At 45.4% G+C, this 23,045-nt stretch carries 11 protein-coding genes and 1 pseudogene; 1 reads left to right on the top strand and 11 read right to left on the bottom strand.

What is annotated here, in order from left to right; genetic code table 11:
- Nucleotides 1-520: pseudogene (locus tag HMPREF0670_RS02840) on the top strand (IS1380 family transposase); the annotation flags it as partial.
- Nucleotides 521-795: 275 nt separating this feature from the next.
- Here HMPREF0670_RS02840 and HMPREF0670_RS02835 read toward each other — a convergent pair.
- The 11 genes from HMPREF0670_RS02835 to HMPREF0670_RS02785 form a co-directional block, all read right to left on the bottom strand.
- Entirely contained in the window at nucleotides 796-3,156 is a 2,361-nt protein-coding gene (locus HMPREF0670_RS02835) for an alpha-L-rhamnosidase C-terminal domain-containing protein (protein WP_009229649.1), read from the bottom strand.
- Nucleotides 3,157-3,223: 67 nt separating this feature from the next.
- Nucleotides 3,224-4,894 carry an alpha-amylase family glycosyl hydrolase gene (locus tag HMPREF0670_RS02830; RefSeq protein ID WP_009229648.1) on the bottom strand — a complete coding sequence of 557 codons (1,671 nt, stop codon included), beginning with the start codon at nucleotides 4,892-4,894 and terminating at the stop codon, nucleotides 3,224-3,226.
- 75 nt (nucleotides 4,895-4,969) lie between these two features.
- On the bottom strand, nucleotides 4,970-7,201 hold the full coding sequence (locus HMPREF0670_RS02825; RefSeq protein WP_009229647.1) for a glycoside hydrolase family 3 C-terminal domain-containing protein: 2,232 nt from the start codon (nucleotides 7,199-7,201) through the stop codon (nucleotides 4,970-4,972).
- 15 nt (nucleotides 7,202-7,216) lie between these two features.
- Entirely contained in the window at nucleotides 7,217-9,388 is a 2,172-nt protein-coding gene (locus HMPREF0670_RS02820) for an alpha-N-acetylglucosaminidase TIM-barrel domain-containing protein (protein WP_009229646.1), read from the bottom strand.
- A gap of 105 nt (nucleotides 9,389-9,493) precedes the next feature.
- Nucleotides 9,494-11,410 carry a beta-L-arabinofuranosidase domain-containing protein gene (locus HMPREF0670_RS02815; protein ID WP_044077641.1) on the bottom strand — a complete coding sequence of 639 codons (1,917 nt, stop codon included), beginning with the start codon at nucleotides 11,408-11,410 and terminating at the stop codon, nucleotides 9,494-9,496.
- 2 nt (nucleotides 11,411-11,412) lie between these two features.
- Nucleotides 11,413-12,357, bottom strand: coding sequence for a metallophosphoesterase (locus HMPREF0670_RS02810; protein WP_009229644.1), 945 nt, complete (start codon nucleotides 12,355-12,357; stop codon nucleotides 11,413-11,415).
- 167 nt (nucleotides 12,358-12,524) lie between these two features.
- Nucleotides 12,525-14,921, bottom strand: a complete 2,397-nt coding sequence (locus HMPREF0670_RS02805) for a glycoside hydrolase family 3 C-terminal domain-containing protein (protein ID WP_044077640.1) — start codon at nucleotides 14,919-14,921, stop codon at nucleotides 12,525-12,527.
- A 192-nt stretch (nucleotides 14,922-15,113) separates the two neighbouring features.
- Nucleotides 15,114-16,316, bottom strand: coding sequence for a glycoside hydrolase family 5 protein (locus HMPREF0670_RS02800; RefSeq protein WP_009229642.1), 1,203 nt, complete (start codon nucleotides 16,314-16,316; stop codon nucleotides 15,114-15,116).
- 72 nt (nucleotides 16,317-16,388) lie between these two features.
- Entirely contained in the window at nucleotides 16,389-18,167 is a 1,779-nt protein-coding gene (locus HMPREF0670_RS02795; RefSeq protein ID WP_009229641.1) for a RagB/SusD family nutrient uptake outer membrane protein, read from the bottom strand.
- Nucleotides 18,168-18,178: 11 nt separating this feature from the next.
- Nucleotides 18,179-21,349, bottom strand: a complete 3,171-nt coding sequence (locus tag HMPREF0670_RS02790) for a SusC/RagA family TonB-linked outer membrane protein (RefSeq protein WP_009229640.1) — start codon at nucleotides 21,347-21,349, stop codon at nucleotides 18,179-18,181.
- Nucleotides 21,350-21,547: 198 nt separating this feature from the next.
- Nucleotides 21,548-22,588 (bottom strand): IS630 family transposase, encoded by a 1,041-nt coding sequence (locus tag HMPREF0670_RS02785; RefSeq protein ID WP_044077639.1) that lies wholly within the window; start codon nucleotides 22,586-22,588, stop codon nucleotides 21,548-21,550.
- Nucleotides 22,589-23,045 lie beyond the last annotated feature (457 nt).

The following is a 23,045-nucleotide window of genomic DNA, read 5'->3' as shown; positions in this document are numbered from 1 at the left end:
TGTTGAGGTTGGTTATGAGAGATGCGATGTCACCTCCGTCAGCATAGACAACTTAATAGAAGGAAAGTCATACAGGCTTGTCGTACAGCGTAGTCCTTTGAAAGACAAGGATGGCAAGCAACGGACGGATATGTTCGGAGTAATATACACATACCGCTGTATCCTCACCAACAACTGGACATCTACAGAGAAAGACATCATCACATTTTATAATGAGCGTGGAGCAAGCGAAAAGAACTTCGACATACAGAACAATGACTTCGGATGGTCGCATCTGCCCTTTTCCTTTATGGCTGAGAACATGGTTTTCATGATGGTTACCGCCATGCTGAAGAGCTTCTATCTCTATCTCGTCCGTCATATCAGCGATAAGGTCAAGCCATTGAAAAAGACAAGCAGGCTGAAAGCCTTTATCCTACATTTTGTCAGCGTGCCAGCAAAATGGGTGCGCACTGGAAGGCAGAACGTTCTGAACCTATATACAAATAAAACCTACTACGCTGAAGTCTTCATTGAATAAACATCATTTCTTTGTGGCTTTTCATACTTCCCCATTGGTTTGGGTGGGGGATTTCATGTCTATGCAAGAACCAAGAATCCTAGAAGATCCCCATATCAATGGATAAATCCCAAAAATGTCACTTCAATATATAAAAGTACCTCACAAGGAATAATGCTGCGGAATTGAGGTAATACAAGAAAAAACGAAATTAATCTGCGATTTGTGTAAAAGAAAACGGTCTTTTGAACGCTGATGAGGAGTTCAAAAGACCGTTGGTGTATTAAAAGGTAATATTATTCATAGTTGTTTTCGTTTCGGCCGCCATGTAGCGGATAGATTTTGCCGCGCCATACGAATTCGCCACTTACGTGCTCAGGAAGTTCTATCACGGCTTTCAGTGTTTGGCCGGAAAGTCGATAGTTTACACGAATATTGCCTTGAGGATGCGGAATACTGCCCGACAATTGTTTGCAGTTGCCCGGATGGGGAGCTATTCGCACGCTGGCAAAACCCGGCGAAGTGCTTTCAATACCGAGCATGATGCGATATACCTCAATATTGGGGGCGGCACCCCATGCATGGCAGTCGGAGCGTGTATGGGCGAGGTCGGAAGTTTCGGCCCATGTGGTGAGTCCCTGTTTGATGTTTTCGCGGTAAATATCGAGCCATTGGAGATAATTGTCCCCAAGATTCGCTGCGTGGAGAGCTGAGTTGAGATAGAAGCTGAAGTAGACAGAGCATGGAGCCAAACTCTTATCCTCTAATAGCTGATGTGCGATGGCCGTGATTTCGTCGGTTTTTGTTGTTTTGGCGAGAATGGCCAGTGCGTTGGTATGTTGCGAGAAATGGCGATGGTTAGAGTCGTCTGCAAACAGCCCTCGCGTTGTATTCCAATAGCTTGAACGGATGGAGATAGCAAGACGTTGTGCCGCAGCCTCGTACAGCTTGGCCATGGCGGGCATGCCGAGTTGGCTTTCCAAGTCGGCAGCGGCTTGATAGGCCAAGAGTAGGAATAGGTCGGCTGTGGCTGTAGCACCTTCCGAACCTTTTGGCCCTTCGCCCGGGTCTCCCCACGCGGCTACCCAGTCTATGAAGTTCCATCCAGGTGTTTCTTTGAGCCGACCGTCGGGCAACTGCCATGTCTTAAAATAATCCAGAATCTGTCTTACACCCGAAAGTTTACCACGGACAAAGTCGAGATCGCTCCCGTAGCGCATATAATCGTGCAACGAGAGGATATAGATGAGCGAGTAGGTGGGGATATTTTGCTCCATGGTAGAGGGGTATTGGCTCATGGTGAAACCTTCTGGACGGCGCGACCAGTCGGCCATGTCTAGGAAGCTTTTGACCAGTCGGTCGTCGCGCGAGTTGAACAGGGTGATAAGAGCTTGGATACGCGAGTCGCCAAGATATTGCAGTTGTTCATAGTAGGGGCAGTCCATGTAGGTTTCCCAAGCACATAGGCGTGCCGTATGCCATCCTATTTGAAGAATGCGTTCGAGTTCTTTGTCTTGGCATTCGAATGTAGATGCCAATTGTAGGGGGTAGCCGGTGAAGATACCATAAAGGTCGTACAGAGTGAGAGGGGCATCGTGCGTGTTAATGGTCAGTTGCACGTAGCGATATGTACGCCACGAGAGTGTACGATAGATTTGCCGTTCTTTACCGTTGCTAATGATACTATCTTTGACACCGCGCATCAGCTTGCCGTTTACCACATTGCGGTTAGACTTGGTTCCCTTCGTATCGTCCCACAGGCATTCGCTGTAGGTAAGCGACATTTCTGCGTCTCGACCGTATCCGAATGCGAGATGTACGTAGGCATTGGTTTCTTGCTTGTTGTCTATGAGGATGGTAGCTTTGGTGTGGGCAAGAATAGTAATGGATGTTGGAGCGTTGAGGAATGTTTTGGGTAGTTTCAAGGTAGATTGTCGTACTTTTGCCATGCGCTCCATACGCCGCTCCATCTGTGGAATGGTGGAGGGCATCAATTGCCAGACAGATGGATAACCATAGATATAAGAGCGGTCGGCATAGGCGGGGAGGGCGAGTACTTGTGCGGGACGCCATTTCGACAGGTCGCATGTGGTATCGCACCAATGAGCTATATGCTGATGCATATTGAGAATGTCGCAGGGACCTACAGCCATGAAGGCGGCGACTTTGGTATTGAGTGGTTGATAGCCATGGTCTTGTATGCACAGCCATGATGGATCGGTGTTGAGCTCTGCTCCTATGGCGTCAAGCGCATGTAAATAGAAGGCTGTACGATGGGTATATAGCGAGAGTGCTCGTTTTTCACCTTCGTTGATGATCATGGCTGCCACAACATTGTTACCCGGCTTCAGATAGGGTTTTAAATCTACTGTTTCGTAGTGCCAGTGATGTAAATCACCTTTGGCTGGGCCGGCCGAAGCCAGCTGCCCGTTGACGTATAGCTCGTAGCGATTGTCGCCGCTTACCTCTACGCGCATGGCTGCCGGTAGCTGCGTCAGGTTCAAGTTCTTTCGGAAATAGTAGACGCCATAGTCGTGAGCCGACGTTTGTGGTACGGCAATCCAATAGGCTGGTTTAGCAGTCGCGGATGCCGTTGCACGTGCCTGTACAAGGGTAAGAATGAGTAAAAGGAGTATGAAACGATATTTTTTTGCCATAAGATGGTAATTGTTTAGATAAATCGTGATGTTGTTCGTCGCCATCGAAGTGTTCGACGGTAGGCAATTATTGTTCGCTCAACACCACAGCGCTGATGCCTTTCATTTTCAGTTGCAGCGTGGCAGCTGAGGTGTGGCATCGGATGTGACCAGTCTGCAATACCTGAGTTACTCTGCCGGACTTCGACAACGGAATGGCGGCGGTGACCGACCGGCCGGATGGATTGATGGCTACATAGTAGACAGAGCCTCCCTTGGAGCGTTTGTAGACCATGGGGTAGGGCTGTTTGGCATCGCTTACCAGCAGCCAGTCGCCGGTATTGCCGATGGCGTCTGCCGACTGGCGGAGTCGGATGAGCCGTCGCACATAGTGGAGCAACGATGTCGTGTCGGCCTCTTGAGCTTCCACTGTAAGTTTTCCCTCCTCGGTATCGACGGGGAGATAGAGTTGTCGGGAATCGCAGTCGGAGAATCCTGCGTTCTTACCTTTGGTCCATTGCATCGGCGTGCGACTCCCCGAACGTATCCCACTGCCTTCCTTGCTGGGTAGATAGAGCTGGTATTTCATGGCGATTTCATCGCCATAATAGATGAATGGAACGCCCGGCATGGTGAGCAGGAAGGTCATCAGCACTTTCAGTTGATCGGGCGTGTTGCGCGTACCGATGTTGGGGCGTTGGAAATCGTGATTGGCCGATGGCAGGGCGATGTAGCCCTGATGTTTGGTCGCCTCGTAGGCCTCGGTGTAATTTTTGATGAAAGGGAACAGCGTGCCCTTGCCTTGCCTATCGAAATAGCAGCACTCGTGCGTATCCCAATCGCCCCACGGGGTGCCTTTAGCAAAGAACATGGGGATGTAGGCCTTCACGCCGAAGTGTATCATGAAGTCGATGTTGAATCCGGCAGGGATGGCCTGCATCGGATCCGACCACTCTGAAATGAGCACCGAGTTGGGGTAGTTGCTGTCTTTCCAATGATTGATTTCTTTCCACAGCTTGCGCACCGCCGAACCGTCGGGGTCGTTTTTGATGAGCGATGCCGCCATGTCTACCCGGAATCCATCTACACCCTTGCCCAGCCAGAAGGCCATGATGTTGAGCAGTTCGCGCTTGACAGCCTGCGGTCCCGGGGCATCCGGCGTTTGCTCCCACGGATGAGAGGCGTCTGGATGGGCGAATCCGTAGTTGAGGGCCGGCTGGCATTCGAAGAAATTCTTCTGATAATACTTGCCTCGCGGCGCATTCGCCTCCACGAAGTTGCCGCGTGCCCCAAAGAGATTCTCTCCCTCTTTCTTGCGCAGCTCGATGTCCCGTTTCTCGGCATCGCTCACAGAGTCAGTCCAGATGTAATAGTCGCTGTAGCGAGAGTTGGCATCACCTGCTGCCGACTCCTGAAACCATTTACACTTATTGCTGGTGTGCCCGGCTACCAAGTCCAGACAGATCTTGATGCCACGCCGGTGGGCTTCCTTGATGAGCATCACCATATCGGTATTGGTTCCGAACCGCGGGTCTATCTTATAAAAGTCGATGATGTCGTAGCCACCGTCAAACCATCCCGATTCGAATACCGGATTAAGCCAGATGGCATTGAACCCTACAGACTGTATATAGTCGAGTTTTGAGATGATACCCTGCAAATCGCCAATACCGTTGCCATCGCTGTCCATATAGGATGATGGGTAGATCTGATAAAACACAGCGCGTTCCAGCCACTTCGGACTCTGCATGGCCACCATGCTCAAAGTCGAGAACAGAAGAATGGAACTAAGGATTGAATAACGTTTGAGAAAGTATTTCATGCCGTATTTGTTTTATTTTAGCAATGTGAATTTTACATGAGATGCAATTTTGTCGGATGCCGTTCCTATCAGCGCCTCAAAATGTCCGGGCTCTGCCACCCACTGCTGTTGACGGTCATCGTAAAAACTTAGTGCATCTTTGCCAATGGTGATACTCACGTTTCTGCTTTCCCCCGGTTGTAGGAAAACTTTCCGGAAACCTTTCAGTTCTTTCACCGGTCGGGGCAGGCTGGCCTCTTTATCTTTTATATATAGTTGCACAACCTCGGAACCGGCACGTTGACCGATATTTTGCACCGTGATGGTAAAGGTAATACTATCGCTTGGCGTCATTGCAGATTTATCTGCTTTTGCTTCTGATAGTTTGAATGCCGTATAGCTTAAGCCGTGCCCAAAGGCGAAAAGCGGACGTACACGGTGCTTGTCAGCCCAGCGGTATCCCACAAAGATGCCCTCCTTGTATTCCACGTCAATAACTTTGTGGTCGGCACGCCATGTACCCGGATAGGTTCCAAGCGCGTGGGCTGGGACATCGTTAAGTCTGACAGTCCACGTATAAGGCAACTTGCCCGAAGGATTGGTTTCGCCGACAAGGATGGAGGCTATCACATTACCGGCTTCACTGCCTTGATACCAAGCTTGTATGATACCTGATACACGCTCTACCCATGGCATAGCCACCGTATTGCCAGAGATATTAACAAACACAATGTTCTTGTTAACCTTGGCCAAGGCTTCTACGAGTTGGTCTTGCTGATAAGGCATACTATAATTCTTACGGTCGTAACCCTCGCAATCTTGATATTCACTCTTATTGAGACCGCCGAAAATTAGTATATAATCAGCTCCATGTGCCTTGGTCACAGCCTCGTCCATAAGTTGCTGTGGCGTTCGGCTGTCTCGAATATCCTGCCCCACGCTGGCTCCATTAAACATGGTGACGGTATCGCCCACATAGCCACGGGCAAAGTCGAGCTGCACCCCCACCTTGTCAGTATATCTACGCAGTGCATCAAGTGGCACAAATTCGTGCTTGGTACGTATTGACGACGAACCGCCACCCGCCGTCATCATCTTAATGGCGTTCTCACCGATGACGAGAATGCGTTTGCCCGGTTTTAATTGCAAAGGGAGTATTTGGCGCTCGTTTTTAAGGAGCACTACTCCCTCTTCGCCTATACGGCGTGCTACAGCAAAATGCTCATCGCTGGTCAATGAACCGGGTTCGCGATAGGTCATGGTGGTGCGATAGAATAGTCGGAGCACCCGGCGTACCTTATTATCAAGGCTTTCCATCGTATAGCGTCCCTCTTCCAAGCCTTTGCGGTAGGCATCAGCAAGATAATAACGGTTATAATGTTTGCTATCGCCGTATTTCTTTCCATCAGTCCATGTACCGAACTCTATGTCAAGACCATGCCTTACGGCTCCCTCTGTTTCATGTGTAGCTCCCCAATCGCTCAACACCACGCCGTCATACCCCCAGTCGCCTTTTAATACCTTATTGGTGAGATATGCGTTGTAAGTACACGATTGGTCTTTGTAGCTCGGATATGCCCCCATGATACCCCAGACGTGTCCCTTTATCACTGCTTCTTTGAAGGGGGCAAGATAGATTTCGTGCAAGGCACGGTCGTCAACAATGATGTTTTCTTCAATACGGTTATTTTCGTCCTGATTGAGTGGATAATGTTTCACACAGGCAGCCACTCCATTGCTTTGTATACCCTGAATATACGGAACTGCCATCTGTCCAGCTAAATAAGGGTCCTCGCCCATGTATTCGAAATTACGGCCATTGAGGGGAGTGCGATAAATGTTAACGCCGGGGCCTAAGACCATATCCTTTCCTCGATAACGTGCTTCCTCTCCAAGGCTCTTGCCAAAAAGATAGGCCACTTCCGGATTCCATGTTGCGGCCAAACAGGTAAGTGCAGGGAAGGCCACACAGGAATCGTTTGTCTGGTTGGCGTCGGTCCACTCATCCCATAGTGTATTGGTACGAATGCCATGAGGACCGTCAGATGTCCAAAAGTCTGGAAACCCTAGGCGTGGAACGCCTGCCGAACTAAACTTGGATTGCGCGTGGATGACTTTAAGTTTTTCGGTCAAAGTCATACGACTAAGTGCATCCTCTACACGCTCTTCTATATTCTTCGTACGATCCAAATAAGTGTGAACTTGAGCTATGGCATAGTTTCCCAACAGCAATGCTATAGTAAGCAAGAGTGCTTTATTTCTCATATTTCTTTTTTGTTATTATTCTACAATATTTTTAGCATCTTGAATAAGCTGAACAGCTAGACTTATTTTGTCTTTGGTAAGTGCAGGCTGACTTAATCCTTTTTGATTCTCGACAAAATCTAATTCCCAAGTGGAAAAGTCGAATGGTTTGCCACTACGCTTTTGATTGAAATAGTGCTTCCAACGAGGTAAATAGTAGTCGCGAATGAGTCCGGCCCAAATACGAGCAGAGTAATCATCGATGGGAGGTCCCCATACAGTCACAATGCGACGCGCATTACTCTCATAGCAATCTGCCTTATTGTAGCTTACACCGCGAGCACGCGCATAGTCTATCCATTTCTGCATGTCCTTCGTGGGATGCCCTTGTAAAACGAGATCCATACCGGTCATCAACCTATAGAATCTTGTTTCCAACTGATTCGCATTGATAGTGTCTTGGCTTTCGTATGCTTTATCAATCTGCCGTACAAGAATCTCGACTTTACCACCTAAATAGTTAGCTGCCATCTCTTTAAAATCTGCTTCAAAGAGTTTATTCCCTTTCATCTGAGACAGCATCCCAGCCATTATTTCTACGGCATGATAGAAGTGGTTGTCTAAGTCTACACTTCCATATTTTTCTTTTCCGGGGCGGAATTGCCAGTTGAAGCGGGGATGACTCTTGAAAGAGCCATATACCGACTGAATCATTTCGTTCCAATATTGCTCCATGCCTATAGGGTAACAACCATAACGACTGTATGTATAATTGCGCAGCCAAGGCCGAAGCTCAACTCCTTGTTTCGCCCACCCGGCATCACAGAGAAGCTCATATACTACTTCATTGTTCTCAATACCTTCCGGTGCAAATCCGAAACCAATAAGTTTACCGCGGTTTTGAGAATTCAAAGCCTCTAAATGACCTTTGGCATAGAAGTCAAGCGCACCTGTAAGAGCCGACTTCCCTCCCATGTTAGGTATGACGCTATAGATCCATTGTTTGCCGCAGAAGCCTTTGTAGAAGTCCCAGTTGAAAGGCGTTTTCCATAAAAACTTATTATAATCGGCAGCCAAGTCTAGCATAATCATCTTATTATCTGGTACTTGAGATACCAAGGCATTCAGCGTCTTGTAATCCCAGATTTCCGGCTGGTAACCAAACATCCAACCTTGCATAACCCAAGTAGCGGAAGGATTGGCTTCCTTGATGCATTGATAGACTTTTTTCCCAAAATCAGCCATAAACTCGTAGCGTTTGGGATCATCCTTTGGAGGAAATGGAATGTCCATCTCGTTGAAACTATCAATTAAATAGAAGTCGCATCTTCCAAATTCTTTTTCCCATTCCTGAATGAACATTACACCAATTTTATGAAATAAAGGGTCTGCAGGTGAGAGGATATAATTATGGAAAGCCTTTTCCCATGTAGTATATTGAATGTCTGCAGTTGGGTAAAGTTCTTTTAAAGCCTCTGGAACAAAACCGGCAAAGCCGGGGCATATAGGATGCATATCTAATTTACGCATTCTATCCAGTATTTTGTGCTGTAGGGCTATTTGGTCTTGATGCCATTGATTTGATAGCGGTCCGTCAATACCATAAATATTCCCCATACGAAGCCAAGGAAGATGAGCCGGGCCTGTAAAGAAACGACCAATTACTTCGTCTGAAAGCCCTATTTTCTTAAACACTCTTGCAAGAATGGCTTCATTGGCAGTAAGCGCCAAAGGCATGTCAATGCCATGAAAGGCCATCCAGTCTATTTCTTGTTCCCATCGGTTCCAATCCCAATACGGCATCGTATAACCAAAAGTCACAGCATTGAAATAATAGTGATACTGAAAAGGAGATGTAACAGAGCGAGTCTTACTACCGTCAATCTTTGTTGGAATATTACACCGATTTCCAGTCCAGCTCATGATGCCATACTCATTTTGTCTAATCCAATCGTAATATCCGTGACAAAGTGCAATAGGACTATTGGCAGATATGGTTAACTTTCCATTTGAGACCTGCTGGTTGAAAGTCTCTAACTGCCCTTGCTTGCGGGGAACAAGCCTTAGATTTATGTCATCACGATGAGAAAACCTTCTAATAATATTTCGGACGACTTCAAGTTTCTGTTGTGCTGTAACCTGTGCTATTGTTGGTACAGAAAAGAACCATAAGCAAAGTAGTATATATATCTTTTTTTTATATTTCATTTCATATTGTTACAAAGATAGTTGCGAGATTAATACAGATTCCTTTCCCCCTTATTCTCTATTGATATGTTGGAAAAAGAAGAGGGAAATCTCGTCTTATATTCCTTATTGTGAAATTGCAGGGTTAAATAACTGTGGCATCCAGACTTTAAAAAATGGGTAATCATCTTTTTGTGAAGAATTACCGGCTGAGGCATAGTCACAGAGTCCTACAAGGATAGCCGGAGCACCATCTTCTGTATATGCTTCTGGTTGGAATTTTGCCATAAACGACATCCAAATATCGGTATTCTGTGTATTTGTGGCTTCGAGCAATATCTGCTGTTTGTCATCTACGACTGGTGTTAAGAAAGCCTCTAGGCCGGGACCGGCAAGCCGTTGGTCGCGAGCCAAGACGATGGGGCCGCGGGTAATTGCCACATATTCCGGGTGTTGACCTAAACGATGTACAATACCGGGCATATCAAACTCAATACTTATTCTGTCGCCATGATGCCATGTACGAGAGAGTTCCATATACTTCCCTGCTTGTACATGCTCTACTGCAACATCATTAACAATTACTTTTGTGGCTGTACTCCATTCAGGAATACGAAGCCTTATCGTTATGTTCTCAGCCTTTTTGAGTGAAAGTAGGAAAGACATCTTATTATTTTTAGGATATTCTCCTTCTAGTTTTAAAACCATTTGCTGATGTCGGGGAGTCGTCAGTTTATAGTCTCCTGCAATATAGAGATTGACATCAACTCCTTTGGCAGAAGTAAGAACTGCGGTTTGGGGTATTACAAAGAGACCGCGTGGACCACTTGCATTACAACAATTCAAGCCCATGCCGCATTGCTCAGAACCGGGTAAACGTTGACCTGAAAGCGGAGTGTATTTAGCCCAATCACTGGCATCGGTACGCATTGCCCCAAGTAATGCATTATAGAATGATATTTCAACTGCGTCTGCATATTTTGTGTTACCAGTGAGAAGCAGGAGCTGACGGCTTAACTTAATCCATGTTGCCGTGACACAAGTCTCTTGGAAGTGGCGAATAGGCATATACTGTAAGTGCTTACCACCAAACCATGACTCCATCGATGCGCCAGAACCGGTAATATTAATCTCTGTATCGTTGATATTCTGCCACACTTGTTCTACAGCAGATAGATATTCCGTATTGCCCGTAAGTCGATACATTTCAAGCAGTCCCTCGTAGCATGACATCATTTCATAGGCTTTGGCACCTTGTTCCCAGCTATACCATTTCGCAGCAGTGGGCTTCGGGAATCGACTAGCTACATCAATACCGGCTTTGGAAATAAGCTTTGGTCCTGTGGCGCTCTCCCAAAGGCTTATAATCTCTTTAGCAAAATCGAAGTAACGCTTATTACCTGTATAGCGATAAAGATAGCAAATGGGTTTGAGTACAGATGAAGCTGCCATGCCATGTTGATTTCCTAACTCAACGATGGTAGATTTGCTATGATGCAATTCGTTTATGAGATAGTCGGCTTCACGGCACGCAGCATTAAGAGCCTTCTTGTCATGAGTTACCCCATAGGCATCAAGTAAGCCCAGAATACAATACTTGCGTCCCCAGATATCCCATTCCTGCAAGTGTGTCTCGTCGGTGTAGTTACCTATGTAACCACGGCTGTCTTGGGTCTTAATAAGCTTGTCTACAGCCTCTTGTATACGCGAAATCATAGCGTTGGATGGGCGGTATTGGTAGGCCAACACGGCAGAATTCATCCATTTACCCCAAAACTCGCTTTGCCATAGGTGTGTCTCGTTGTGATGACAGAATGGTTCGACTAATTTATCTACACTTTGTGCCAAGACGCGGTTTTCGTATGATTGGCTAAACCTATTGCCTATATACCCCATGAAAGTTACATGCTCTATAGGCTGTTGCTTGTCTTGTATTGCCAGTTTTATTTTCTCATAATTACCTGCTGTGGCTGCATATGGAAAAAAAAAGCAGAACAGAAGTCCTGCTTTCATACTCTTGTTGATAGTTCTCATACCGTTCATACTTAGAGTTTTGGTTTAATTGTGGTGAAACCTTCTATCTTATAATGGGTATTCTCCGGTTTAGACTTCTTGAAGTAGGGAGAGTACAATTCGCAATCTACAGTACCTTTGTCAAGGTCGAAACGCATCAGGCGCAGATAGCCACCACCATATTCTACATTTTGGTAATTCTGCAACATCTGGTATATTTTGTTGTGATTCACACCCTCATCTACCTTGAATGACGAGAAACCTACGTGTCCGCTAATAACAAATTTGATATTAGGATGTAATTTAACCAAGTTATCGAAGATATACTGTGGACTTGAATCGCCATAACCTGCATTGTTTTTCACGATCTCACCCTTCCCATTGAGGTAATAGTGTGTAAGAATAATAACATTATGCTCGTGATACTTTTTGACAATCTTGTTTGCCCACTCTACCATTTCCGGACGAGGACAAAACTCCAATGTCACTACCAACCAATAGGTGTTGCCAGTACGGAATGTATAATAAGCGTTATCGCTCTTGCCGGGTTCATATGTACCTCGCTGTGCACGGAATCTATAGGTTGGGAAATAAGAGTTAAACTTAGATGTCTTACGTACATTTGCATGCGTGTCGCCGGGTGCGGCAGACCCATTATATTCTTGTACAGCCTCATTATCATGGTTACCTAATGTAATGGCGTAATCAATATGAGCACTGTCCAGACGAGCAAATCCTTGGCTAGCCTTATCCCAGTGGGTGAGATTATCGAAATTAACGACATCTCCCACGTGTAATACCATAGGGATATTCTCTTTCTTTTGATTTTGGATAATCCAGTCCAACTGGCTATTAAACATACCCATATTAGAATCTATTTCGCTCTGTGAGTCGGGGAAGACTGGAATGGTGAATTTCTGAGCAAAGGTCGTCATACTCAACATCAATAGGCATGCGGTTAATAGGTTCTTTCTCATATCTGTTTGTTATTTTTAGTTATTTGTTATTAGGAAAAATTATCTAGGTTTATGGTACAAAGATAAATGGTATTTTCCATTCTCAACGTAAATTTTTGATATAACAACTTTATAATATGGTAAAAAGGGCTGTTGGTATACAGTTTCCAATCCCATTGAGAAATGCTCTACTTCACAATCTTATGAATAGGATGCTGAGGAGCGAGAGCCTGTGAAACCGTTTCGGTATAGCGAGGTAGTGATAGCGTTGCTGTACCACGAATGTCATTGATGTTAGAACCTACCATTAATCGGTATGTACCTGCATCAACAAGCCACTGACTGCCGGCTTCATCAAAACTAGCCAGATCTCGTACCTGCATACTCATGGTAATATTCTCGCTTTCGCCGGCTTGTAGTAATCGGGTCTTGGCAAATGCTTTCAACTCTTTTTCCGGTTTTGCCATCGTACCTTTGGGGGCTGCAACATAGAGTTGTACAATTTCCTTGCCGCTATTTTTTCCTGTGTTCTTAACAGACAGAGTTACTTCTATCTTGTCGCCTTGACGGCGTACACGAGGCTGTCCGTATTCAAAACTTGTGTAAGACAGACCATATCCGAATGGATAGGCCACTTGGCGTTTGAAACTATCGAAATAGCGATATCCTACCCATATATCTTCTGCATGGTTCGTATAGTCTCGAGTGGACATTCCTCCTCCCTTGCTAGTCCAATCTTTAAAGGTGACATAGTGGTAAACAGTCATATTATCATCCTGTGGGAAATTGGCTGTTGATGGATGGTCTGTGGCAAAAATAGGCCACGTCATTGTAAGTTTTCCCGATGGGCATACTTTGCCAGTGAGAACATCTGCTATTGAGTTGCCTCCTTCCTCTCCGGGTTGCCATGCCACAAGAATAGCATCGGGAAGGGCATTCCAGCTTGCAGTCTCAATGACACTACCAGAATTGATGACCACTATCACACGTTTGCCAATACGATGGTAGGCTGCGCATACCTGCCCTATCATATCTTTTTCAATGGGAGATATATTGAATTCTTTTTCAATACTGCGATCTATTCCTTCTCCTGCTTGGCGTGTAAGTGTAATGATAGCAATATCTGAAGAATCTGCTTCTGCCTCTATTTGGCGTTGGGATATTGCTAACTCTGGCAGTTTCTGATCGCCCATCTCTGGCTTCTCAAACCAGCATGCAGGGTCACGATCTGCCTCTCGCTTAATCTTAGCAAAGTCTATGTACTTCTGATACATTCTTGTTAGGTTGGCTGTACTGCTAATGCCTGCATTTTTTAGCCCTGTTACCAAGTCTATAATATAAGGTGTATGCACACATCCCGAACCTACACCGCCCGATAAGAAATGGTAAGAGCCTACGCCATATAGTGCTACCGTCTTTACGTTGTGGAAGGGTAGTGTAGAAGCTGTATTCTTGAGTAGGACCATTCCTTCTGATGCTGTTTGACGTGTAATTGCAGCATGAGCTACAAGATCTGGTTCGTTAGTGGCTGCATAGCGGCGGAAGCTTGAAGTCTTGACGACATATTCGAGCATGCGGCGTACATTTCTGTCTACATCTTTAATATCCAGCTTTCCGGCTTTTACGGCAGCTTCAATATCATTCACTTGTTCTACCTCACCGGGTTCGAACAGGTCATTGCCGGCATGTACTTGCGATGCCACAGACAATCCCTCACGGCGACCTATCCAGTCGGTCATGACGATACCGTTAAAGCCCCAATCTTGTCTGAGTATCTTGGTTAAAAGGTCATAATTACCTTGTGCAAATGTACCATTGATACGATTGTAAGCACTCATCACTGTCCATGGATTACTTTCGCGTATGGCAATCTCAAACCCACGAAGATAAAGCTCGCGTAATGCACGCTGGCTCACACGCTCATCCACTCTGCTACGATTAGTCTCCTGAGAATTGGCTGCAAAATGTTTGATACTGACTCCTGTTCCTACGCCTTGAACACCTTGAACATACGCAGCGGCAATCTTTCCTGTGAGTAAAGGGTCCTCGCTGAAATATTCAAAGTTTCGCCCGCATAGTGGGTTGCGATGCAAATTCATACCTGGACCCAGAATGACGTCACAGCGATAATCGCGTGTCTCTTCTCCGATGGCTTGCCCCACTTGTTTAACCAGTGCTGTATTCCATGTCGATGCGAGACAGGAGCCTACGGGAAAACCTGTAGCATAGTATTTCTTTTGTGAACCTTGGCGGTTTACATCAATGCGGACACCGGCAGGTCCATCGGTCAGAATCGTTTCGGGAATGCCGAGTCGTGGTATGGCGGTAGTATTGCCTGCAGCTCCGGGTACTAATGTTGCTGAGCCTCCGACAACTGCCGAAGAACTCTCAAAATTATTTGCATTGCCTACGAGCAGCATAGCCTTCTCTCTAAGTGTCATCGCTTTCAACACTTCATCAATATTGTTTGTATTGAGTTTAGGTGCCTGCTGAGCTAGTATCGAAGCAGGCAGGAATAGGAGCGATATAATGGTTGTATAGACTGTTTTCATATTTTTTGTTTTAAATGAGTAATAGTTTTTCATAGTATTTTATGATGGATTTCTGTGGATAGACTGTTTAAGCGGAGTTGAATTGCCAAGATAAAAGAAGAATGTTTGCAAAACTAATGTCTTGAACAAAAGAGTTACAAACATTCTCTCAATCTAATCTAACCTTTACCCAACATCTATATAAGTTCAAAAACGAATATATATTCTAACTTGACAACTAATGAGTTATTGCTTGTTTTTCAGTAAAGCATTCTTTATGACACGAGCACGCTTCGTCTCTGTTGGAGATGCCGGCGGTATCGGGTCGCGAGAAAACCAAAATGCCTCTAAGCCCTCCGGTTGTTCAAGACTCCAGCCTTGCCATTCACGGAAAGCATGATAGCACCATGAGTAGTGTTTCTGCTCAAAGATATTGATCACGTCTTGTAGCCATGCTACAGCACTTTCGACAGGTGCCCAACAGATAACACTAAACTCACCGATAAGAGCCGGAACCTTATATTTTTCTATGAAATCGTCAAACGGTTTCATGGCTCTTTTCACGCTGTCTAAATCGCAATAATTGTATTTGATGGGAACAGCATAAATATCGGGAGCATAGCCGGGATATTTGATATTGAGCTTTGCTAAAGCTTCTTTTCGCGTCATATCCTTAGAACCATGAATTCCATCAAGCACACCTTGATGGGTGAATCCACCGGGCCTATAGAAATGAATACTGTAAACCACGCGCTTATCATCCAATGGAGTAACTTTGGGGAATTCATTGATTTCTATAACGGGTTCATAGACAATCCAAACGTCCTTATCGTATTTGCGGATAGCATTGACACATTCTGTGGCGATACTCTTCCATTCCGGCGGAATACGTGTCCAGCCTACACTGGGTTCGTTGAAAAGGTCGTATCCCCATACGATATCGTCATAGTAAGAATCCTTCAGCTCTCTAGCCACGCGATCCCAAAATGAGACAAAAGCAGTCCTTGTCGCTGCGTCTTTCCAAAAGTCGATTTTGGCAGCATCATCGCCTGTTGGTACTTTGCCTTTAATATAGCAGGGGGCTTCATGTAAGTCTAGGATGACTTTCATACCGACTGCTTTCGCTTCGCTGAGCCGTTGCTTAAGCATGCTGATGTAACTGCTAAGCTGCAAGTCATATGTAGACCCTTGTTTTGCAGCATAATTTACAGGGTTAAGTTGTAGACGTATCACGTTGGCTCCCCATGACTTTGCTGCTTCAATAGTATTTTTGTCAGTGTATTGCAGTGACCCTACCATAAAGCCACGTACGGTAGGTGGTAATTCCTCCTCTCCTTTAGGCTCTTCCTTTGGAGTATCAGGCTTAGGTTTCGGGGCTTCCGGATCACTACTACCACATGCAGTAAGTACTGATAGTACCAGTCCTAAAATAAATGTTAATTTTCTCATAATACATCAATTTTTAAACAACTGTGTTCATAGAGTTTAGGACTCTACAGACACTTGTTGAAATTATTATATTTACCACTTAGGATTTTGTTCCACATTCGGCATACGAAGAATTTCGTCCAGAGGGATAGGAAGCAGATAATACTTCTCATCTGCTGTGGGTTGACAATCTACAGCCACTACGCGTGTTTGCTTGAGGTTGCCGGCGTCATCTTTCACCCAGCGCATACCTGTTTTAAATTTAGATACTTCGGGAAGAATTTTCCAACGACGTATATCGTAGAATCTATTTTCTTCTAGAGCAAGTTCTACACGGCGTTCACGTCTGATACGCTCACGAAACTCCTCTTTGCTCAAACCTGTTGGTAGGTCAGGCATGCCTGCGCGATGACGTACCTTGTTGACTGCTGCGTATGCTATTGCTGTTGGTCCATTCGCTTCATTCTCTGCCTCTGCTAATGAGAGATAAAGTTCGCCAAAACGATAGATGCGGTATAGCGTCTTGCTGGCACCTGTCACACGCATCGTTTTATCGACATATTTGCGCAAGTAGTAACCTGTCGGACTTCGTTGTTTAATACCGGCCATACCATGTGCACCGCCTACATACGATTCAATGTACACATCTTTATCTTTCACCATACCGAAGTGTGCTCCATTGTACCAAATCGATGCATAAAAGCGCGGGTCGCGGTTCACGTACGGATTTTGGTCGTCATAGCCTGCTGCTGGATTGATGATAGGCTGCGTATGACGTTCGTCTTTATAACCTTCAATAGGAACTTCACCATTTGCCATCTCGTATGTATCTACCAATTCCTGCGATGGGCACAATCCGCACTTTTCTGATGGGAAAGTCGGAATCTCGTTCATCAGAAACATAATGACACCGAATGCTCTATAGGTTTGGTTACCATACCCCCAAGAATCGATAGCCTCCAAAATCGTCTCCTTATCAGCCGGCATCTGTGCCTTGTCGGGGCGGGTAATAAAGTAGGTCTCGTAGTCGGGAAATAGTTCGTAGCCATTTGCCTCTAGTGCGTCTACAGCCTCTTTGCAAGCTTTTGCCGCTCTAGCCCATTTGGCCTGGTCACCTTCTGGATTCCATAAGGGGCTGGCATTGAAGAGCAATACTGAAGCTTTGATGAAGTGGGCTATAGCTTTTGTCATACGGCCACGCTCACCCTCCTCTGTTGTGCGAAATGGTAGATTGGGCTCGGCGATGGCATCATCGCAATCTTTTACCACAAAGTCGGTACATTGCTGATAAGTTGCACGCTTCACGTCTGTGAAGTCTTGTTTTAGTGTAATATCAGTATCGAAGAGTGGTACACCGCCGTAATTCTTCATCAAGTCGAAGTAGTAGTGTGCACGCAACACTTTTGCCTCTGCGCGATACCGTCCTAGCTTAGCAACTTCTGGTACGTTTTTCTCATTGGCATTTGCCAAAAAGATGTTAGTTTTTCGAATACCCCCATAGGCTGTTTCCCAAAAGTCCATATCGGTATAACGCAATCCAGTTTTCCCCTGACTAAAAGGACGATTGGTGGAAGAGGTACAGCTACCTTGGTTCCAATATTGCAACTGTTGCCATGAATCGGTAGGTACCTGACTGTCTGTACCGTCATCCTCGTAGGCTGCAAGGAATGTAAAATAATGGTAATTGACGCCATATTTACGGATGCCTTCATACATTGAGTTCACGTACGACTCGGTGTAATCTATATTGTTGAATACATCGGTTTGGGTCATACGTCCATCCGGCGTAATATCTAATGCATCTCCACAACCGCTCAGAAGCAGTAGGCCACTTGCAAGGGCCAAAGATATTTTAAATGACTTGTATTTCATAATTATAAGTTTTAGAAAGTTACGTTTAAACCGATATTCCATACTTTAAGTAGAGGGTAAGTACTATTGTCCATAACCTCAGGATCCCAATCCTTAAATTTCATCTTGTCCCATGTCGCTAGGTTGTAGCCATTGACATAGAAGCGAACCACCTTGGCATTGATGGCTCTTGACCAATTCTTAGGCAAGGTATATCCTATTTCTAGGTTTTTCAGACGGATGTACGAACGATCCATATTAAAGAAGGTGCTGTTGTATATTTCACTGGGCGACTGTGCCAAGGCCAAGGCCGGGAAAAGAATCTCCTCGCCTGCAGCTGCGCGCTCAGCAGTCCATGCTTTCTTGTGGAATTCACGGAAGTCATACCACTCGTAAGGGCCGGGTGCACCCACTGCGCCCGATACATTAAATGCACCTTGGAACAGTGCCGAAATATCAAAGTTCTTATAGGTTATGCTAAGTGCTAGACCTGCAGTGTATTTAGGTACATCCGAATATCCGATAGGAGACAAGTCTTTTTGGTTGATAATATTATCACCATTGACGTCCTTATACTTCAAGTCGCCGGGGCGTGGTTGTTGGCCTTCGTACTTTGCGTAAGCGTTGATCTCGTCTTGGTCTTTGAAGAAGCCTTCTGCTATCATACCCCATTGTTGGCCAATGCTATAACCTGTCTGATGGTAAGGATATGCATAAGTTTCATCAAATTTCAGCTCATCCATATATACCACCTCGTTGTCGTTGTAGTTGAGGTTTGCTTTGGCCATTATGAGCAAATCTTTGGTGATGGTTTTATTAAATGACATTTCCAATTCATAGCCACGATTCTTTACGCGCCCGAGGTTGAAAGGAGCAATTGTAGACCGTGCTACACCAATAATTGATGGAGTGGAGTTCTTTGTAATCAGAATATTGTCACGACGCTCTGAGAATATATCGAACGAGAGGTTGAAGTACTTCCAGAGACCCAGTTCGAAACCTACGTTCAGTTTTTTTGCGGTCTCCCATTTTAGGTTCGGGTTACCAAAGAACAGCTCTTGAATAGTATTGTTGTTTGACAAAGAGGGTGAATAGCCACCATAACTTCTTGCTACATTGTCGAGATAGAGGAATCGCGTATTGCCAATTTTGTCATTACCAACAAGACCATAAGATACGCGTAGCTTCATCTTGTCAACCACATTAGTCCACTTTTCGAAGAACTTCTCACGCGAAATGTTCCATGCAGCAGAAGCAGATGGAAAGAAACCATATCTGTTTTTCGGCGCAAACTGTTCCGAACCATTGTAGCCGGCATTGAACTCTGCTATATACTTGTCGTCGTAAGCATAGGTTAAACGTGTTGCCAAACCTTGCACATTGAATGGTAATACATCCGAAGCCTTAATTTGTGACTGTTTCTGAGCCAGTAACAAAGCTGTTACAGTATGCTTCTCGTTGAAAGTTCGATTGAAGTTAATCTGCCATTGTAAGTCGTAGAAAGAAGCAAATGTAGCCGACTTGCTGGTAGAAAGAGGGGTGTTGTCGTAGTCGGTACGAATACGGTGATATTCTATGTAATCGCTACCGTCAGGATTTTTTCGGTTCGGATCAACCACAGACTCCCAGTACTGGTATCCTTTCTTACCAACGAGATAATTGATAGACTGGGTGTCGTACGAAGCTGTAAGCTTGGTAGATAGTCCTTTCAAGAGGAAACCAAGGTCGTAAGACATACCGAAAGTAGCATTTACAGAACTGCGTGTCTCTTTTCTGTAACCGGAACGGTTAATTTGTGCCCATGGACTGTACTGATAAGAGCTACCTCCGAGAAGCACCTCGCCATCGGGCGTGGTAGGTCCTGCTTGAATGTTTGGCCACTTACCCAACAGGTTTGTCAAAAGAGTCAGTGTTTCCTCGTTAGGACCGTTGACCGTTTCAAACGTACCAGCTGCATTCAAGAACGCTTTCAATGTCTTGCGGGCATTGAGAGCTACGTCGAGATTCGCACGGAAGTTGTATCGGTCCATAAACTTTTTGGCATCATAGCTGGGCTTCTCTGATTTGTCCAGTTTAAATTGACCACCCTGATGCAGGTATCCCACGTTTACAAAGTAATTGACATTAGCCCCTTTACCATTCAGCGTGAGATTGTAGCGTGTCTGAGGCACCCACTTGTTAGTTAATTCGTCTACCCAGTGATGATTACTATAAATGTTCGGCTGGTCACCAAGACGATAACGTTCCAATGCATAGGCGGAATAGGGAGGTGCGTCGGTCACTCCGGGATTAGGATGGTCATTGTGCCAAGCCTGATTCTTCAGAAGTGCCCAGTCGTAAGAGTCGATTTGCGACGGCCAACGGGTGAACGTCTGCCAACCTGTTTCTGCGGTAAGACTAATGTCGGGAATTTCGCTCGTACCGCGTTTGGTGGTGACGAGGATAACGCCGTTAGCACCACGCACACCGAAGAGAGCTGTAGAAGAAGCATCTTTCAAGATAGATACATTGTCTACTTCATTGGGGTCGAGCGAGGTAATATCACGCTCCACACCATCGACCAAAATCAGAGGGTTTTGCCCATTGATGGTTCCGCGACCACGCATGTAAAGATTGGTTACATCGCGACCGGGCTCACCGCTACGTTGGATGGCAATCAAACCCGGAAGACGACCGGTTAGCGTCACGGCTAGATTGGCAGCGGGGCTCTGCTTCAATTCTCGTGTTCCGATAGCGGCAACAGCACCTGTAAGCGTCGTCTTCTTTTGTGCACCATAAGCTACTACCACTACTTCGTCCAGTGCCTTGGTGTCTTGCGATAGCACAATGCTTATAGTACTTTGTTTGCCGATGCCAATCTCTTGGTCGCTATATCCGATATAGGAAATACGAAGTACTGCATTGTTAGTTACTCCGGAAAGAGTAAAATGTCCATCAACGTCAGTTACAGTGGCATTCTTGGTACCTTTGACTGCAACAGTGGCACCAATGATTGGCTCTCCGCTGTTGTCGGTAACGGTACCTGTAATCTTCTTCGTCTGTTGTTCTACTGCCATTGGCATGCTGCTCTTTGTAGCACCTGCTGTTATAGGCACCAACAAACTCGAACCCAATAATAAAATGAGTCCTGAGAGTCTAAAGGATGGTCGGCTCCAATAAGAATCAGAAAGTCCACCAGTAAAATAATGAATTTTGGTTTTCATCTTTCATTCTGTTTTTAAAGTAAATTCACGGTCAAAAGTTAAAAAACTAATTTTTAAATGATTGCCTTCCCTTGATGGTTTAGCTAAAAATATTAATGTTCGTACTACAAAAGTAGGCTAAATCATAATAAGCAAACATATTCTTTTTGATTTATGGCCTATAAATTCTGCTTATTCTTAATGTTTCTGTATTTATAGTCACAAAGAAATGGTTTTGGAATTAACCAATCGGAAATTGAGAGTTAGAAGCGACTCCAACTCTTCTTTGTAATCGGCGATGTGTTCGAAGAAATTCGTCACCGCTCGCCTGAACTCCTCCTTCGTTCTGTAAAATCCCGTGTTGATGACTTTCTTCCGGAGCATTTTCCAAAGGCGTTCGATGAGGTTGAGGTTTGGTGAATACGGAGGTAGGAACACTTGCCTTATCCTGCTGCCCTTCACCCATTGGGCAAGTTCCTTGTTATGATAGTACTTGGCATTGTCTGATATGATGTATATCTCGGTGGCCTCGGGATGCCTTGCCTGTGCAGCCTGGTAGAGTTCGCGCGTGGACTGGGCGTTCACTCTGGGGCAGTCAAGGGTGATGACGTCGGTTACGTCGTGGGCGTTGAGAAGTCCGTTGAGGTTTATCCGGTCACGGCCGCTCACCGTGGGTTGCTCCATGCGTTCGCCTTTCTCAACCCAAGCATAGGTGGAGCGGCTGTTGTGCGTGGGATGTACGCCGTCGGCATAGTAAACCACGGCGGAACTGTCCATGTCCCTAAGCGTCTTGGACAACTCCTCGACGAACTCTTCCTGTTTCTGTGCGTCGGCCTCGCAAGGCACTTCCGTCGTCTTCTTGTAGGTGAAACCGATGCGGTTGAGCAGGTCTACCGTCCCTTGCGGCGTGTACGAAACGCCGAAAGTACACTTTATCCATTGGGCAACACTTTTGGCCTCGGTGTATACCTTCCCACGGAGTTCAGCGCATAGGGCGGCGATTTGCGAACTGTCCAGAAGTCCCCAATAGCCCTTGTAGTGGTTGTCGGTCAGTTTGGAAATGCCGCCCGACTTGTAGGACTCCGCATAGTTGTACACGCTGGACAGGCTTATTCCAAGGTCGTAGGAGATCGTTTTCGCATCGTGACCATGAGACAGCATCAGTATGCAGGTAATCTGAGCCCAGTAGGGTTCAAATTCCTTACTGTGCTGAAGCCTACGAAGGGTTTTGAGTTCTTCTATGGATAAGTCTAACATCATGATGCAAAGATACGACTTTTCTTAATATTTTCCAAATCTATTTACTTTCGACTATAATTCAACATCAATGTCGATAATATGTTCTTCTGCTTTATGTTCCACACAACTTGCCATTGCAAGTAAAAATGTCTAAGTCTTGATAAACAAAGCGAATTTACTTCTATACAACTACATGTATCAACGAGCAAACACATCATTTATTGTCCCTCGAACTTGAAAATCATGCTGTATGCAGTCAATAAAAAGCAAGAAGACTTAGGCATCTGATGAAAGACGAAATTTACGTAGGGATTAGCCCCAACAGTTCCGTTTCTCTCAAAATATCATCTATTGCTTACACAACTCCAAGTTTCCCTGATAATCTAAACTAGCATCCAATCCAAACAGTTTAAACATGATTTCTCTATCTTTGGCATGTTCAGAGGCTCTCAAATCATTAGCGTTTATTTCAAAATAC

The organism is Prevotella sp. oral taxon 317 str. F0108 (assembly GCF_000162415.1).
GTDB lineage: Bacteria > Bacteroidota > Bacteroidia > Bacteroidales > Bacteroidaceae > Prevotella > Prevotella conceptionensis.
This window is presented reverse-complemented; position numbering and strand designations above follow the sequence as displayed.